13 protein-coding genes, 1 tRNA gene and 1 riboswitch are annotated in these 15,870 nt (G+C 48.4%); of the genes, 6 read left to right on the top strand and 8 right to left on the bottom strand.

Features of this window, described 5'->3' with window-relative positions:
- The 5 genes from RH949_RS03645 to RH949_RS03625 all read right to left on the bottom strand — a co-directional run.
- On the bottom strand, nt 1-110 hold a 110-nt coding region (locus RH949_RS03645), incomplete at its 3' end, for a helix-turn-helix domain-containing protein (RefSeq protein ID WP_446351953.1).
- A 196-nt stretch (nt 111-306) separates the two neighbouring features.
- The gene (gene ilvB / locus RH949_RS03640; protein ID WP_446351952.1) at nt 307-2,166 is read right to left on the bottom strand and encodes a biosynthetic-type acetolactate synthase large subunit; all 1,860 of its coding nucleotides are present in this window, start codon (nt 2,164-2,166) and stop codon (nt 307-309) included.
- Nucleotides 2,167-2,408: 242 nt separating this feature from the next.
- Nucleotides 2,409-3,389, bottom strand: a complete 981-nt coding sequence (locus RH949_RS03635) for an ABC transporter ATP-binding protein (protein WP_446351951.1) — start codon at nt 3,387-3,389, stop codon at nt 2,409-2,411.
- Nucleotides 3,390-3,549: 160 nt separating this feature from the next.
- The gene (locus RH949_RS03630; protein WP_446351950.1) at nt 3,550-5,919 is read right to left on the bottom strand and encodes a transglycosylase SLT domain-containing protein; all 2,370 of its coding nucleotides are present in this window, start codon (nt 5,917-5,919) and stop codon (nt 3,550-3,552) included.
- A 271-nt stretch (nt 5,920-6,190) separates the two neighbouring features.
- Nucleotides 6,191-7,432 (bottom strand): pentapeptide repeat-containing protein, encoded by a 1,242-nt coding sequence (locus tag RH949_RS03625; protein ID WP_446351949.1) that lies wholly within the window; start codon nt 7,430-7,432, stop codon nt 6,191-6,193.
- Between the two features lie 266 nt (nt 7,433-7,698).
- Between RH949_RS03625 and RH949_RS03620 the strand changes: the two genes are divergently transcribed.
- Nucleotides 7,699-7,857 (top strand): hypothetical protein, encoded by a 159-nt coding sequence (locus tag RH949_RS03620; RefSeq protein ID WP_006101148.1) that lies wholly within the window; start codon nt 7,699-7,701, stop codon nt 7,855-7,857.
- Nucleotides 7,858-8,089: 232 nt separating this feature from the next.
- On the opposite strand, the gene RH949_RS03615 is transcribed toward RH949_RS03620, so the two are convergent.
- Nucleotides 8,090-9,643 (bottom strand): YcjF family protein, encoded by a 1,554-nt coding sequence (locus RH949_RS03615; RefSeq protein WP_446351948.1) that lies wholly within the window; start codon nt 9,641-9,643, stop codon nt 8,090-8,092.
- Between the two features lie 205 nt (nt 9,644-9,848).
- On the opposite strand from RH949_RS03615, the gene RH949_RS03610 reads away from it, so the two are divergent.
- Nucleotides 9,849-10,370 carry a DUF937 domain-containing protein gene (locus tag RH949_RS03610; protein WP_006101236.1) on the top strand — a complete coding sequence of 174 codons (522 nt, stop codon included), beginning with the start codon at nt 9,849-9,851 and terminating at the stop codon, nt 10,368-10,370.
- Between the two features lie 193 nt (nt 10,371-10,563).
- On the opposite strand, the gene RH949_RS03605 is transcribed toward RH949_RS03610, so the two are convergent.
- The gene (locus RH949_RS03605) at nt 10,564-10,908 is read right to left on the bottom strand and encodes a DUF4278 domain-containing protein (RefSeq protein ID WP_006101291.1); all 345 of its coding nucleotides are present in this window, start codon (nt 10,906-10,908) and stop codon (nt 10,564-10,566) included.
- 35 nt (nt 10,909-10,943) lie between these two features.
- Nucleotides 10,944-11,037, bottom strand: a riboswitch (Glutamine riboswitch).
- Nucleotides 11,038-11,171: 134 nt separating this feature from the next.
- Between RH949_RS03605 and smpB the strand changes: the two genes are divergently transcribed.
- Nucleotides 11,172-11,639: an SsrA-binding protein SmpB gene (gene smpB, locus RH949_RS03600; protein ID WP_006101234.1), complete on the top strand. Its 468-nt coding sequence runs from the start codon at nt 11,172-11,174 to the stop codon at nt 11,637-11,639.
- 139 nt (nt 11,640-11,778) lie between these two features.
- Here the strand turns inward: smpB and RH949_RS03595 are convergent, their stop codons facing one another.
- Complete coding sequence (locus RH949_RS03595; RefSeq protein ID WP_446351947.1) at nt 11,779-13,407, bottom strand: phospholipase D-like domain-containing protein; 1,629 nt, start codon at nt 13,405-13,407, stop codon at nt 11,779-11,781.
- 335 nt (nt 13,408-13,742) lie between these two features.
- Between RH949_RS03595 and RH949_RS03590 the strand changes: the two genes are divergently transcribed.
- From RH949_RS03590 to RH949_RS03580, 3 genes are all read left to right on the top strand, one after another.
- Nucleotides 13,743-14,123, top strand: a complete 381-nt coding sequence (locus RH949_RS03590) for a DUF7682 family zinc-binding protein (RefSeq protein ID WP_006101069.1) — start codon at nt 13,743-13,745, stop codon at nt 14,121-14,123.
- Nucleotides 14,124-14,261: 138 nt separating this feature from the next.
- Nucleotides 14,262-15,437: a cysteine desulfurase family protein gene (locus RH949_RS03585; RefSeq protein WP_006101098.1), complete on the top strand. Its 1,176-nt coding sequence runs from the start codon at nt 14,262-14,264 to the stop codon at nt 15,435-15,437.
- Between the two features lie 179 nt (nt 15,438-15,616).
- Nucleotides 15,617-15,688: transfer RNA gene (locus tag RH949_RS03580), tRNA-Thr, on the top strand.
- Nucleotides 15,689-15,870: the final 182 nt, after the last annotated feature.

The following is a 15,870-nucleotide window of genomic DNA, read 5'->3' as shown; positions in this document are numbered from 1 at the left end:
CACAAGAAAAGAGCATCATTCCAGACTACCCGCACGCACCCAAATAGCCGCGCCAATGATTGACGCTGACCAGGGGTGGGATAGATTCTGAATTGATATCGGCAATTCATACTAATACGGTAGCGTATTTATCTTAAAAGTACCCCTAAAAGGGGGAGGCTTTAGACCCTATTTTTCGGTAATGAACGACACCGCCTTCTAAGTCACCTTGGGAGGCATTCCTATAGCTATCAGATTACTTGATTATTCATAAAAGTCCCCCACAAGTGCAAGGGACTTTTGACTATCCAATTTCCCAGTAACTGATTACAGTTTCGTTCCACAAACTGGACAGAAATGATTTGTGGTTGGATTCTGAGTCCCACAGTTACTGCAATCAACCACCTCCGCCACCTGTTCTTGCTGACGGCGTTCTGGCAATCCGATCATTTGGGCATTACTCTTACCCGGTGCAACCATCGGATAACAATTCTCATTCTTGGTGACGCGGACATCCAACAACACCGGACCATCATAAGCCAACATTTGCGCGATCGCATCCTGAAGTTCGTCCCGATGCTTCACCACCATGCCCTTAACCCCATAAGCTTGGCACAGAATCACAAAATCCGGCATTCCTATTTCCATATTCGAGGACGAATACCGCTGTCCAAAAAACGCCTCTTGCCACTGGCGCACCATTCCTTGCCAGCCATTGTTAATAATCACAGTCTTGACACTAATGCCATACTGTGCTAATGTCCCTAGCTCCTGAATATTCATTTGTACCGAAGCATCACCCGCCACACAAACCACTTGCTGATCCGGGAGAGCAACCTTAACACCCATAGCCGCAGGAACTCCGTACCCCATTGTGCCTAAACCAGCACTGGAAATCCAACGGCGCGGTCCCGTCTTCAGAAATTGCGCTGCCCACATCTGATGCTGACCCACATCCGTGGTGTAGTAAGCATCTGGAGCTTGCCGATCCAACTCCACAATCACCTCTTGCGGCGAAATCGTATCGGGATACTGCGGCGCTTCTAAGGGATACTCTTGACGCCAACGCTGAATCCGCTTCAGCCATACCTGAGTTTGGTTCGGATCAGCCAGAATGTCCTGTTCCTCATAGCGCCGTAATAACTTAGCCAGCACCTGCTGCACATCACCAACAATTGGCACTTGGGGGGCGCGGTTTTTGCCCACTTCCGCCGGGTCAATATCGATATGAATCACCTTAGCATGGCAAGCAAACTGATCCAGCTTCCCAGTAACGCGATCGTCAAACCGCGCACCTACAGCAATCAGTAAATCACATTCACTCACGGCAAAATTAGCATAAGCCGTGCCATGCATTCCCAACATTCCCACCGACAACGGATGAGATTCATCAAACGCCCCTTTCCCCATCAGCGTTGTCGTAACTGGAATTTGGAACGTTTCTGCCAATTGCTTAACTTGCTTATGGGCATTCGCTGTAATCGCACCGCCGCCGACATACAGTAACGGTTGCTGCGACTGATGGATCAGATGCAACGCCTGATTAATTTGCCGGGGATTTCCCTTAACCGTAGGACGATACCCCGTCAGCTTAACCATACCCGGATCGACAGGGGTGTAGTCAAATTCTTCTAGTCCCACATCCTTGGGAATATCAATTAACACTGGACCCGGACGACCAGTATTGGCAATGTGGAATGCTTCAGCCACAATCCACGCCATATCACGGGGGTCACGCACCACATAAGAATGTTTGACAATCGGCAGGGTAATGCCAAAAATATCCGTTTCTTGGAACGCATCCGAACCAATCGCCGCCCGTGTCACCTGTCCGGTAACCACCACCAAGGGAATCGAATCCATGTGGGCGGTAGCAATCCCGGTCACTAAGTTTGTCGCCCCAGGACCCGATGTCGCAAAACAGACACCCACTTTCCCTGTCGCCCGGGCATATCCATCCGCCGCATGAGCTGCACCCTGTTCATGGCGAACCAAGAAATGCTGTATTTCTCCGCGTTCTTCCCACTGATACAGTTCATCATAGATCGGCAGGATTGCACCACCGGGATAGCCAAAAATATGGTTAACTCCATGACGCTTCAGACTATCCATCAGGGCGTAAGCACCCGTGCGACGGGTAACGGTTTTTTGTTTGACTTCTTTTTTAGAGATACTTTGGTAACGCACCAGATACCCTCACTAAATGATTAACGGTTTTTCTAAGAGTTTTGTATATCCTGACAATAGGTTCACCAGACCTATGGTAGATCTTTAAATGAGCAAATAATTTATGAGTTTAAAACAAATCTGAGATCACTGTCTAGTGGTCATTCGTCATTCGTCTTATGTCTTATGTCATTCGTCCTTGGCTTCCCCAGCTCCCCCTGCTCCCAGACGTGCCATGGCACGTCTCTACACAGCTCCCCCTACTAATGGCTCGATTCAATCCCCCGCTGCTGTAACTGCTGCATGAAAAATTCCTCTAACGAGGAACGGGCTAGGGTAATCTCGATTAATTGCGCTCCCATCAGGCGCAGACTGGCTATAAATTCTTGGGGTTCGCCTTTGAGTTCACCGTACCAGCTATCTTCCTCGAATGCCAGTTCCTTTACCCAGCGCTGGAGAATGTCGATGTTACCGCCTTTCCCACGAACTTGGTAATGAGTTGCTACACCCAACAGTTCATCCAGTGTGCCAACACAAATTAACTCTCCCTGTGCCAGAATTGCAATGCGATCGCATATCTTCTCCACATCCGATAAAACATGGCTATTGAAAAAAATGGTTTTCCCTTGCTCCTTGAGTGAGAGAATAATTTCCCGGATCTGATAGCGTCCCATGGGATCGAGTCCCGACATCGGCTCATCCAGAAACACGACATCGGGGTCATTAATCAGGGCTTGTGCCATACCGATGCGCTGAAGCATCCCCTTAGAATACTGTCGCAACTGCTTCTTTTTTGCTGCCGACTTCGATAATCCAACTAATTCCAGCAATTGAGGAATGCGTTGGCGTTGACGACTTTTAGGGATTTGAAACAACCCAGCGGTCAGTTGCAAGAATTCCCAACCTGTCAGATAGTCATAGAAATAGGGATTTTCTGGCAAATACCCAATTCGCTGCTTTACTCCGCGATCGCCAATGGGTTTTCCCATCAGCCAACCCCGTCCAGAGGTAGGACGGACAATCCCCAGTAAAATTTTCAACAGCGTCGTTTTACCTGCTCCATTCGGACCCAGCAAGCCAAATGTCTCTCCCGGAGCAACGGAAAGAGAGCAATTTGTCAGTGATTCAATTTTTTGATTCAGCCAAAAGCCAGTGCGATAGACTTTCCTTAGCTCAGAAGTCGCGACAACTGGACTCTGGTCAAGGGTAGTCAATGCCCCTGGCAAATCAGCAGTTGAATCCATTCCCTGTTAATTGAATTTCATAATTGACAGTTCTATCGTTACAACTGTATCAGGATATTGCTGTTTCTGGTACAGGGCGTAAGCATGAATTGAATGTTTTCTTCCCCAACTTCCCCAACTTCCCCAGCTTCCCCATCTCCCCCATCTCTCTCCCGCGCCCTTATCGACGCATTGCCGTGGACTGACTTTGAGAATGTTGGGCAACTTGCTGGGCAACTTTAGGATCATACAGTCGTAAATAATTCCAATAGTTACCAAACACCTGCTTCACATAATCTCTGGTTTCATCAAAGGGAATGGATTCAACAAACTCATCTGGATCACCAGCACTGTCTTGTTGCAGCCATTTTGACAAATTCCCTTGACCCGCGTTGTAACTGGCGATCGCGAGTAAGGAGTTGTCGTTATAAGACTGGTGAACTTCTCGCAGAAACCAGGTTCCCAGTTTGATGTTATCGTCTGGATTTTCTAGAGAATAATTCTCCATATCAATATTTTCTGCTGCCCACTCCCCCGTACTGGGCATCATTTGCATTAAACCGACAGCACCAGCGCCCGACCGAATATCGGGTTCAAAGCGAGATTCTTGGCGAATCAGAGCAGTTACCAATAGAGGATTGAGTTCACGCTTTTGGGAATAGGTGGCGATCTTGTCTGAGAAAGGAAAGGGATAGAGCGCTTGCCAGTAGGTGAATTTTTCCCGTAAGTCTTGGTACTGCGCTTGTTCTTTGGGGGTCTCCCGATTTTCTAAGCTGGCAATGGTAGAAATGCCGCTCAAGTAATCTCCGATTGCCAACTGCACCAAGCCATCGGTAAACTGTTCAGCGACGGTGGGTTCGAGGCGATTTTGGAATTCGGCTTTCCAAAGTATCCAAGCATCTTCGTCTTGACCCAGTAAATAAAGTTCTTTGAGGGCGGCTGAACCCATAGGTAACAGGGGTCGGGTTTTCGGCAGAACCAGTTTCGGATCAAGTTGACGAACGGTTTTAAAGTCGCCCACATCCCAACCCAGCTGCACGGCAGAGCGCCACGCATAGTAAGACTGGGGGTGGTTGGTAATCACCTGCTCAAATGCGGCTTGGGCATCCTGTCGGTGTCCCAATTCCCTTGCCCATTTGCCTACCCAAAATCCCGCCTGACGTGCCAGGAAACGATGGGGATTTTCGGTGGTAATCGGTTTTGCCCATTCCCATGCTGCCTCGACATTGCCGGATTCAGCGTGCGATCGCGCCACTTGCCAACGGTAGGCGGCGGCGGCGTCAGACTCGCCATACTCATCAATCAATTGTTTTCGGGCTTCCTCGGCGGCTTGATAACTCCCTAGGCGTTCCAAGGTTTCCGCTTTGACCAAAAGGGCTTCCCCGGCGCGTTCCGGGAAGCGTTCAACAACTTCGTCTAGATAGGGAACTGCCTCAATATCCGGTTGCAGTTGCGCCAGTTCAACCAGGGCGGCGGGTGTTTCCTCGGCGTCGGGAAAATCACTCACCATCTGTTTGTATGCCCGTTTAGCGTCCGCGTACTGCTGGGCAAATTTCAGGGCTCTTGCCACTAAATAGGCATTATTGGATGTTTCGGGAGCTTTGGCATAAGCGGCGCTGGCTTGACCATATTTCCGATCTCGCCAGTAACCCACCGCGATCATTTGCCAATCCTCTGGTTTAATTAGAGGTTGATTATCGGAGTCAACTACCCTACCATAGTTTCCCACCAATTGGTCTAAGATCGGTGTCACATCTGGAGTAACCTCTGGGGTATCAAAGGCATATCGAGCCAACAGCAGCATCAACTCAGGCTGATCGGGATTCTCTTGGAGGCGTTCTCCGGCTAACTCCAGAATCAACGGATGAGATGGATAGTTAGCGACGGCTTTCTCCCAGTATTTGGGATCGTCAACAGGCGGTTCATACATCTGCTGAATTTTCTCTTGCCAACTCGGATTGGCGGACAATGAGTTGATCTCCTCTTCCTGATACTGAGACTCCTGGGAGAAAAGAGCATGAAGCGCATAAGCCGCAACTGGCTGATCCGCGTAACGTTGCAGCAGGTTTTGCCATTCCGTTAGGGCTTTGGTTTTTTCACCAATCTGTTCGTAAGCTTGGGCGCGTTTAACTGCGATATAGCCACCGAGGACAGGATAGTCCAACTCCAATCCCTCTAACCAAGGCAGCGCCTCCTTGCCCTTGTCTTGTGCAATTAAATCCGCTGCCAAAAGATAACGCGCCCGAGACTTATCAATGGAATTTTTTCCTTGGGCGATCGCCTCAAGTTTAGCTTTTCGCTGGTTCGCTGGTAAAGACGCGAGTCGCAAAACCGCCGTGTCGCTCTGTTTTTCTGGGTTAAAGGAATTATGCTGCACAAATGGCAGCCGGATGGTCAATTGACCCAGCCCCCTGGTATACTTTCCCCCGATCAACGTTCCTCCCCAAATTAGACCTGCGAGTCCGACTCCAGCGACTAGAGCGATTTGTCGTCTTCGTTGTCTACGCCTTGAACGGCTGTGGGGGGCGAAAATCTCGCGTCTTTTATTCATAGAACCTCCTGGTGACGCACATCTATCTTAGATCCGGTTAAACTCATCCCCCGCCAAATTAGGGGGATTTCCGATTCAGGATTCATGGCTAATCCACAATTAACGATGATTCTGAACTCGGCGGTAAGTGGTTTTCCCTCCCTCTAAAAGAAGGTGGGCTTCCCGCCGCTTTTGGTAAAGATCGGCAGAACACGATGGCATTGCCCAGTTTGATTGTACGTTTATCTCTGGTTAAGGTGGGAAAGTTTCCCGAACCGTTTCTGGATAGGGGTTAGCGTTTCGGTCGTTTTTTCAGACCCAATCGTCGAACGATATACTGACGCTGCACCCGATCAAATTTGGTTTTCCTTGTGATCTTCCATTCTTCAATATAAGCGCCCACCAGACAAGCCCCAATTAGATCGGCACTATCTAAATTGGTGTTTTTTAGAGTCGCCCCCTTTAGGTTAGCCGACTGCAAATTGGCGTGGCTAAGATCGCTATTGATGAAACTCGCCGCGACTAAATTAGCCCCCCGCAGATTCGTTTCCGGTAAGCAAAGATTGTCAAAGTTTTCCTCTTGTCCTTCACCCGTAACCACTAATTGCCGAATTTTGGGGTGATCCAAATAGGTTGTTCCCACACGGGACAGTTCAAGTTTTTTGGCTTGAAACCAGCAAGTGCGCGTCACCTTGGCTTGTCTAAAATTGGTGCTTTTGAGCAGGGCTTGGGTGAAATCCGCGTCCGTTAAATCGGCACCCTGAAAATTTGTTCCCCCAATCGCAGCAAAGGCAACCGCAACCCGACGAATGAAGGCGTAGTTTTTATCCCCGATTAAGGCTCGCCAGCTTACATAAGCAGAAAGTCCAGCCACACCCACCGCCACAATCACCGCCACTGTTGCGGCACTGGTTGCTGCTGCCACGGATGCCCCAGCCGTAACCACAACCACAGAACCGGCAGCGGCGACGACACCAGCTCCGGCAGCGACGATGGCGACAGCACTAGCAGCGGCTACAGCACCAGCGGCGGCTCCGGCTGCCACGACTGCCATGGCAATAGCTGCCGCGACGGCTCCAGCACTGGCAGCGACTAAAGTTACCGCTACCGCTGTAGCTCCTGTCAGCACTGCCACCATTGCCGCCACCACAATTGCCACAACCCAAACCCCTAACGCCATAATCAGCCCTTGGCGGATCGTCAGGCTGACAAAAACGCCCAAAGCGATTAGAATAAACGCACCCGCTAAGATTTCGATCAGGTTCTGACTAATCAGCGCCGCTCCGGTGATCACACCCGCCAAGGCGGAAACAAAACCCGATAGCGTGGATAGAAATAAAGCAACCAGCAATAGAATCATTGCCCAGTGTTGCTGCAATCCAGCTTGGCAATAGCTAAAATTTGCCCCCGTTAGGATAGCATTGCTAAAATCTGCGCCTCGTATGTCAGCGTGGCTAAAATTAGCACCTGCCAAGTCAGTTCTGCCTCGAAACGAGCGACCTTGCAGATTTTGACCGGAGTAGTCCTGAGCCATCATAACCTCCGAGTGGATGGGGCAACCATAAGACAACGGGCGTTGGTGGAATAGAAATTTGCATTCAGCAAGGTTTCGACTTGACCAACTCTTATGCTGTAGAATAAAACATCTAGTGGAACAATTGAACGAGAATAGCGGCGGCTTATGCTTTTAGATTAGCCGTAATATGGTATCACTCACAATGTTTCCTATTCTCTATTTCCTGTTTTCTGTTCCCCGTTTTTCCTAATCAGCAATTTCTACTCACCAGTCACCATTTATCAATGAATCGTTCAAAAATTGTGGCAATTATTACTGGAGCCATTTCCATACTTCTGGCACTGGCATACCTTCTCTTGGTTCAGCTTTTGGACTTTCGCGGAGAAATGATTCCCGCCCCGGTAAGTCAGTTACCACAGAACGTTCAAGTGATGAATAATTAGGGTCTGCTGAATAAGTCTTGTGGTGAGGAGAGGGAATAGGGAACACCTCGACCCTTCGACAGGCTCAGGGCATCGCTTACCTAACACGCTCGGCAACACGCTCGGTGTGTCATAGGCAATGGGCAATGCTTTCGATCCCTTATTGAGGGAAAGTTTGGCGCTTATGTCGGCGAAAATCCCAGTATGCAAGAGGGTGATCGTGTAAAAACGAAATGACAAATGACAAATGACCTTAATGTTCCCAGTCGTCCTGTTGAGAATCTCTTAAATCTTTCACCTTGGAAGCATCTCTCAGGGGCATAACCACTCGTGCGATCGCGTCCTGAATAAATACTTTCATAAATTCATCCTTACGGTTTAACTGAAATTGCTGCTCCACCACTTCTGTCATTCCCCCATCACCCCAGTCTTGGTCATGACGGAAGTATTCAATAAAACTCTTCCCAGCAATTCGGATTAAATACGCCGCCGTTACCCCTTGAATTGCTTTGCCAACTAAATAGGTAGCGATGTGAAATTGTAGCGCCCTTGATAGAAGTTGCATCGCCCCTTGAACAATTCCCAAACTGGCTAAGGTTTTTCCCAGAGACAGCGCTAATTCTCTCCCCCGTTCCATATTCAAATCACAGCCATAAATTCTACCAATTTCCACCACCATCTGGGCATTAACCGCCGCCGTTGCTAATAAATCGACTACAGGTAACGGCGTAACCGCAATCACCCCAGCGCCAATCCACTGAAACCGTTCCACCACTTTCTCCGCCTGTCGCCGCCGTTGCTGATCAATCAGACGACGGGCATCTTCGCCTAAACGCTGAGACTGGAGTAAAATATTATCCGCAATCAAATCTTGCCCTTCAGCGCGTAGCACCGCCGCCAGACGGCGGATTAAGGGTATGATGTCAGGGTCAGGTTGGAAGTCTTCCCCATTGTCTAATCGTATCGATTGGGGATTGGCGGCAATGGCGACTACATCCGATGCAGCAATAAAGCCGCGTACCTGCTGGCGTAACCGGGCTAGAATCGTTTCTTTGTCGGTTTCTGTATAGAGATCGGTTTTATTCAGCACCAACAGCGATCGCTTCCCAATATCCGCTAGACGACGTAACGGATCATACTCCGACTGTCGCAAGTCATTATCCACCACAAACAATAATAAATCGGCTTCCGTGGCAAGTTGTCGCGCCAGTTGTTCCCGTTGGGTACCCACCACCCCCGCCTCTAAAATACCGGGTGTATCGGTAATCAAAATCTGCCGTTCTATTCCCTTCAACGTTAGCGTATACGTTTGTCCCTGATCTGTGGTTCCCATCGGTGCGCCCACTTGACCCACCATCTGCCCAATGAGAACATTAATCAGGGAGGTTTTCCCCGATGAACCCGTACCAAAGATGACAACCAACAGTTCTCCACGGGCTAACGTCGCTTCAATCTCACGCGATCGACTCAACAGGGCTTGCTGGGCTACCTCATCTTGAATGTTCTGCACCTGCTGTCGCACCGCTTTTAGCGTTTCAGAAGCCGCTTCCGTTTTTTCCTGTGGCACTTTTGGCGTCGGGCGACGCTTGCGGGATGAGGATTGGGGGCGGCTGAATGTCCAAACGTAATAAACAAACGTGGCAATTAACAGAATAAGTAGGACAATTAGCAATAAAACCAGCAAATTTGCCAGTAGAGGCGAATTTAACGACCAATAGAGTCGATTAATCGAGTCAATCAGCCACAGGATTAGCCCCAGAATAATACTGAGACCAATAATGAGCGTCAGTAGGCGGGGTAGGGGCATAATGGTTTCAGAAGGCTCCAGGGCAGAGGGTATAACCTTAGTGCGTAGTGCTATAACTATAGTTTAGCGATGGGCGGAGAGTATCAATGAGAGCTGGCAGCACGGGTGATAGATCCCACGTTACCGTGTGGTGAGGCAAGAGTAACGAATTATACTTAATGGATAATGCTTATCATTAGAGACACTCTTTACAGCCCAAAAAACGATGAGTTTATTCAACCAAATTCTCGGTGCGATTAATAACCCCTCTCAGGAAGCCAGTTCGGGTCAATTAGCTGGCATCCTCAGTACCGTGCAAAACCTCAGCCAAAGTGCCAATGCTGACCCCTCCACGATTCAATCCGTTTTATCTATCGTTGGCAAATATGCCCGTCCCGCGTTGCAACAAAAGCGAGAAGCGGAAGGAGAACAGGAGACACAATCCTTTATTAACCAATTCAGTGGTACAGGTGCTAACAATCAAGCGGTCAACTTACTCTTTAATACACCACAAATCCAACAGTTAGTCGAGGAAGCCGAACAACGGACAGGACTCAATGCTGCTACCATTCAATCCCTGTTACCCATGTTGGTTCCCTTAGTGCTGAATTTACTCAAAACGGGAACAAATAACCAAAATCCTGAAGGCTCGAATCCAGTGTTGAACTCATTCCTCGATACAGATGGTGACGGCGATGTGGATATTGCTGATGCGATGCAAATGGCGTCTCGTTATTTGAATCCTTAGCTTGTAGGGGGCTTCCGTACATCTGGCGCTATTTTAGGCGAGTCTAGTCTGCACGTTAGACTTAGGATTTGTTATCGGCTGGTTTCTGGCATTAACCCTTAGAGATTAAGCTTTAAAGCCAACTGCAAAAAGTAGAGACGTTGCATGCAACATCTCTACTCTAGTTTTAATTCAGTTGGAATGCCATCAGCCGTTAACGAGTTGCCAATCCAACTTCTGTCGCTGAACGGTACAACATCGAAAGCTGACGGTTTTTGAGGACTCGTTGCTGCTTGCTCATCCGAGAACGAGCTTTATCTTGACTGGAAACTAAAGTGGGTGCTTTTTCTGACGCAACACCATTATTAGCAACAGTCCCCGGTGTTTGATAACGAACGCCGCGATATTGCAGGTTGACTCGTGGTTGTAACACTGGCGGATTTTTCAAATTGCGGAATCGCCAGTCCCAACCCCGGTACTTACCACCAGCCTTTGATTCGACAGTTTCTACCTTAGGGGGATTGTAATCGTATTGGATACCGCGATAAGTAAGTTTCATGGTCTTCGCCTCGTAATGTAACTGTAGTGAGATGAGGCGCGTTCCTTCGGGAGTTGCCCCTACTTCCGTCTCCCTAATCATCCTTCACGGCTAATTGCTAACTGACTGATGTCTAGAGAGATGAACGATTCATTTGTTCTGTATCTATTGTTACGGTTTTTCCAGAAATTGTCAACCTTTTAACAAAACTTTACCTTTTGAGGGTTTTCTGGGGCGATTGTTTAACACCACAATTTCCAGTATCAGACGCTAAGGTGATTAGTATGAGTGATCAAAGTAAAGGGTTCAAGGTTGTTGCCGATAATCGGCAAGCACGCTTCCGCTATGAGATTTTAGAGACTTACGAAGCGGGCATCGAATTAAAAGGGACAGAAGTTAAGTCCATTCGCGAGAGTCGGGTCAATTTGCGAGATGGGTACGCCCTGGTTCGCAATGGTGAGGCTTGGCTGTTGAACGTACATGTCTCGCCGTACCAAAGTAGCAGCCTCTACTTCAATCACGATCCAGTTCGCACCCGTAAACTTTTGCTGCACAAGCAGGAAATCAGCAAACTCGTTGGCAAGGTAGAACAACAGGGGTTAACGCTGGTGCCGTTAAAAATGTATTTGAAGCGAGGCTTAGTGAAAGTGAGTCTGGGTCTGTGTAAGGGTAAAAAATTGCACGACAAGCGTGAAACCATTAAGCGGCGTCAGGATGAGCGGGAAATGGCGCGAGTCGTTCAGCGTTATTAAATACCCACCGGTCAAAATTATCTCTCTGCTTCCCCACAAGGGCGGGTTTAGTTAAGTTATCGGACATCGACAGAACGTTATCGGTAAAACCCGCCCCTACAAAAAGGAAAATATTTCATAGCCTGATAATTTGGTAGGATTACCAGGTCACTCGCCCATCTAACTGCTGGAGTAGATGAGGTCCGACACCTGAAACCTGGTCAAGGTCAGCTAATGACGTGAATGGCTTTTGCGATCGCGCGGTAATAATTCGCTCAGCCAGTTTCGGTCCGATTCCGGGTAGCGTTTCCAGTTCATCCTGGGTGGCGGTGTTGAGGTTGACTATCCCCCTAAAACTTGGGGCGTTCGGATCATTTGCCTGAGTAATTTGGTCACAGGATTGCTGCTGGTTCTGAATCCTTCGCTGCACCGCCACCGGAACCCCCAGTATGGCATTCGTGTAGAGACGTTCAAATTCACGTTCAAAATGGGCAGCGACTAAATGACTATCAATCACTAACAGCGTCTCGTCGTTTTGAGTATTGGCTGATGCTGACCAATTATGAGACCCGGTAATCACTATTTCCCGATCTACCACCCCAAACTTATGATGTAACAGATCGCCTGATGGGAGTTGGGGAACACCGACTGTGGCGATCGGATTTTGCCAAGGACGATTACGGGCTTCATAGCGACATTGATTACTCAGCGCCACACCTAATAAATCCAGTCCTTCGCTGTAGTAGCGATAGGCAAAACTGGGGTCGATTAACGCCTGAACTTGGACGCCCTGTTCATGGACAGTTTGTAACTGATCTGCCAATCGCTGTTCGGAAAAGACAAATAATGCCAGTTCAATGGTTTGGGTGGCACTTTGCAGGATTTGCTCAATGAAACCATTACTGCTTTGACTCCAGGGTTGAGTCGGTGACGTAGGCGAAAACTTGACCGCCAGGGTAGTATCTCCGAGTGTAACCTTTTGTATAGGGCGTTGTGACTTTTTGACGCCAAACCGACTATCGGGTAAACCACCGGGTCCATCTCCCCACATCTGGTTAAATTCTTCCGTAAAGGAATTGGCTAATTCCACACTCTCAATTTTAAGGAGATTGTTGGCATTACCCCGACTATCCGGTGCTTGAAAGTCGCCATGAATATCACTGGTAGTAAAGTTAGCGGATGTCACTATAACCGTATATCCATCCACAACAACAAACTTATGGTGCATTAAGCCGCTACCTTGAGAGCCATCAGCAGTATCGTCTAGGATAGGAACGCCAGCATTGCGTAAAATAACTAGAGCATCTCGCTGATTAATTTCAGCAGGGGTCAGCTTGCCATCGTTATTACGGTCAATTAACCGTAAATTCTCTCGAGCGCGATCGCGTTCCCGAGGCGGAAGATTAGCGATATCTTGAGCTGAGACTTCACTCCAAGGGCGGTTGTAGGTATTTTCTACGATAACCCTGACCCTAACCCCTGCTTGATGTCGTTTGACCAAGGCTTGAGCAATTTGCGGCAAGCGTAACTCTTGAACCGCAACATCGACCGTGGATTGAGCCGTCGCGATCGCTTGGGTAATAATCTGCTCTAAATTATCGCCCGGTCGAGTCACTAAGCGATAGGGTTCCTTGTAGGTTGTCGAGGGGGAATGGTTAAAGTAGACCTGAACAAAGGGATCTTGCGGTAAGGGAGGCGGACGGTGAACTTGAACTGGAGGAGGTTGACAAGCGGACAGAGTTAGTACAATAAGCCAGATGATACCTTGATGCCAGTATGATTGTGTCATTGAATCTCGATTAGATTCATTTATTGCTTTGATTATTTTTTATCATCTATGGGGACACAAACCTAGTAGGCTGTCAATGGAAATTGACCGATTGAGGCAAGCCGGAGAAGCTAGGAAAGTATTAGGTACAGGGGACTCTGAGGCATTTGGCTAAAACGGCTGATCCGTGTTTTTCTGATTTAGTTGGAAATAAGGCTCAAGGATTTGTCCCTATTGAACTAACATAAAAATACAATGGACAACTTAAATAACGTTTTCCACAACCTGAATGGGGGAAATCACTATCAAGAAGACAACATGGTCACGTCTAGGGTTTAAACCCATACCACCGTTCTATGTCGAGACGAAAAAAGACATTTCCGTGCGGTCATAAGGGGTATGGTCAAACCTGCCACCGATGTGAGCAAGAAAACAAGGCACGGGAAGCTAAAAAGCAACAAAAGCAAGAATGGGAGTCTACTTTTGACAACGATCCCATTGATTTAAAGGATTTGCCCACCCATGTCGTGGTCAAAGCCCGTGCGATTATTGCCGGATTGGAAGAACAAAAGAACTACCGAGAGTTTGGCGGTAAGCGACTACGCCACAATCGCTGGATTGTCAGTATCCCGGTTACCCGTAACTACCGGATGATTTGTCATGACTACGGGAGTTTGTTGGTTCCCTACGCTGTCTTGTCCCACGAGGACTACAATGTGGATAAACCCGGCGAGTAGAGGGAGCTGGGGAAGATGAGGGAGATGGGGGAGATGGGGGAGATGGGGGAGATGAAGAAGTTAACTCAAAACTCTACCTTACCTGTTCCCTATTCCCTGACATAAGACAAATGACGAAAGACAAATGACACTATAACTATGCAAATCTATCTCGATTACAGCGCCACGACACCCCCCCGCCCAGAAGCGATCGCGGCGATGCAAGGGGTATTGACTCAGCAGTGGGGTAATCCCTCTAGCTTACATGAGTGGGGACAACGGTCTGCCACTGTCGTGGAACAGTCGAGAATGCAAGTGGCTGGCTTAGTTAATGCGCCAGCCGATGGGTTGATTTTTACCTCAGGTGGTACAGAGGCAGATAATTTAGCCATTATGGGGATTGCTCAAAACTACAAGACACCCCAGCATATTGTAATTTCTAGCGTGGAACATTCCGCGATCGCTCAACCGGTGCGTTGGTTGGAAACCTGGGGATGGCAAGTGACTCGATTGTCGGTGGATAGTGAGGGGCGAGTTAATCCCCGTGACTTGGAAGACGCCCTACAACCGAATACGGTATTGGTTTCTGTAATTTATGGTCAAAGTGAAGTGGGGACGCTACAACCCATTGAAGCATTGGGTCAAATTGCTCAGGATCATGGGGTACTGTTCCATACCGATGCGGTACAAGTAGCTGGACGATTGCCCATTGATGTGCGACAGTTACCTGTGGATTTGCTGTCAATGTCAAGTCACAAGATTTATGGACCTCAAGGAGTGGGGGCGCTGTATGTCCGTCCTGGGGTTGAATTAGTGCCACTGTTGTGGGGTGGGGGACAGGAAATGCAACAGCGTTCAGGGACACAGGCTGTTCCCGCGATCGCAGGATTTGGTGTCGCCGCTGAATTAGCAACAGCCGAACTAACAACAGAAACACCTCGATTAATTCGGTTACGCGATCGCTTGTTTAATCAACTTAGCGACATCCCTTACTTAAAACCCACTGGTTCGCTTCGACACCGCTTACCTCATCATGTTAGTTTTTGCCTAACCAATATCCCAGCCTCTCAATTGGAGGGAGTAACAGGCAAAACGATGGTGCGTCAGCTTAATCTGGCTGGGATTGGCATTAGTGCGGGTTCTGCCTGTGATAGTGGCAAACTAAATCCCAGTCCGATTTTATCGGCAATGGGCTACTCTGAATCAGAGGCATTGAGGGGCATTCGCCTGACCTTGGGGCGACAAACCACAGAAGCTGATGTGGATTGGACGGTGATGGTACTCAAGCAGATTCTAGCCCGGTTATTGCCAAAACCCGTACTACTAAACGTTTGACAATCCGGTTGTGATACCAAATCCGGGGAACGCTACCGCCGTTATAACCCAGTCCGTGCAGGCGAACGAAAGTTTGTGTAGCAGCGATTTCAATCGCCTCCTCTTGCAGGAGGTAATAAATGCTGGGGAGTGTCAACCCTTCCCTACTGCTGATATAATTTGTTATGCTAAACGAAGTTGCTGGTGTAGCTCAGTGGTAGAGCAGCTGATTTGTAATCAGCCGGTCGCAAGTTCAAATCTTGTCACCAGCTTCAACGATCGAAATTCCTGTAGCCAAAGGGTTACATAAGGCTCTCCCGTACTTAGGGTGATAATAAAGTCTTATGAATTAAGCCAAAGTCCCACGGTGTAATGCTTGTAGGTTGGGTTGACGAAGGAAACCCAACTAATTAAGCGATTAAGCTAGGTTTTCTTCAAATCAAGCCAATCGCTA

This window comes from Coleofasciculus sp. A1-SPW-01 (assembly GCF_040217205.1).
GTDB classification, from domain to species: Bacteria; Cyanobacteriota; Cyanobacteriia; order Cyanobacteriales; family Coleofasciculaceae; genus Coleofasciculus; species Coleofasciculus chthonoplastes_A.
Note: the sequence above shows the minus strand (reverse complement) of the source record. Positions and strands in the feature narration are given on the sequence as shown.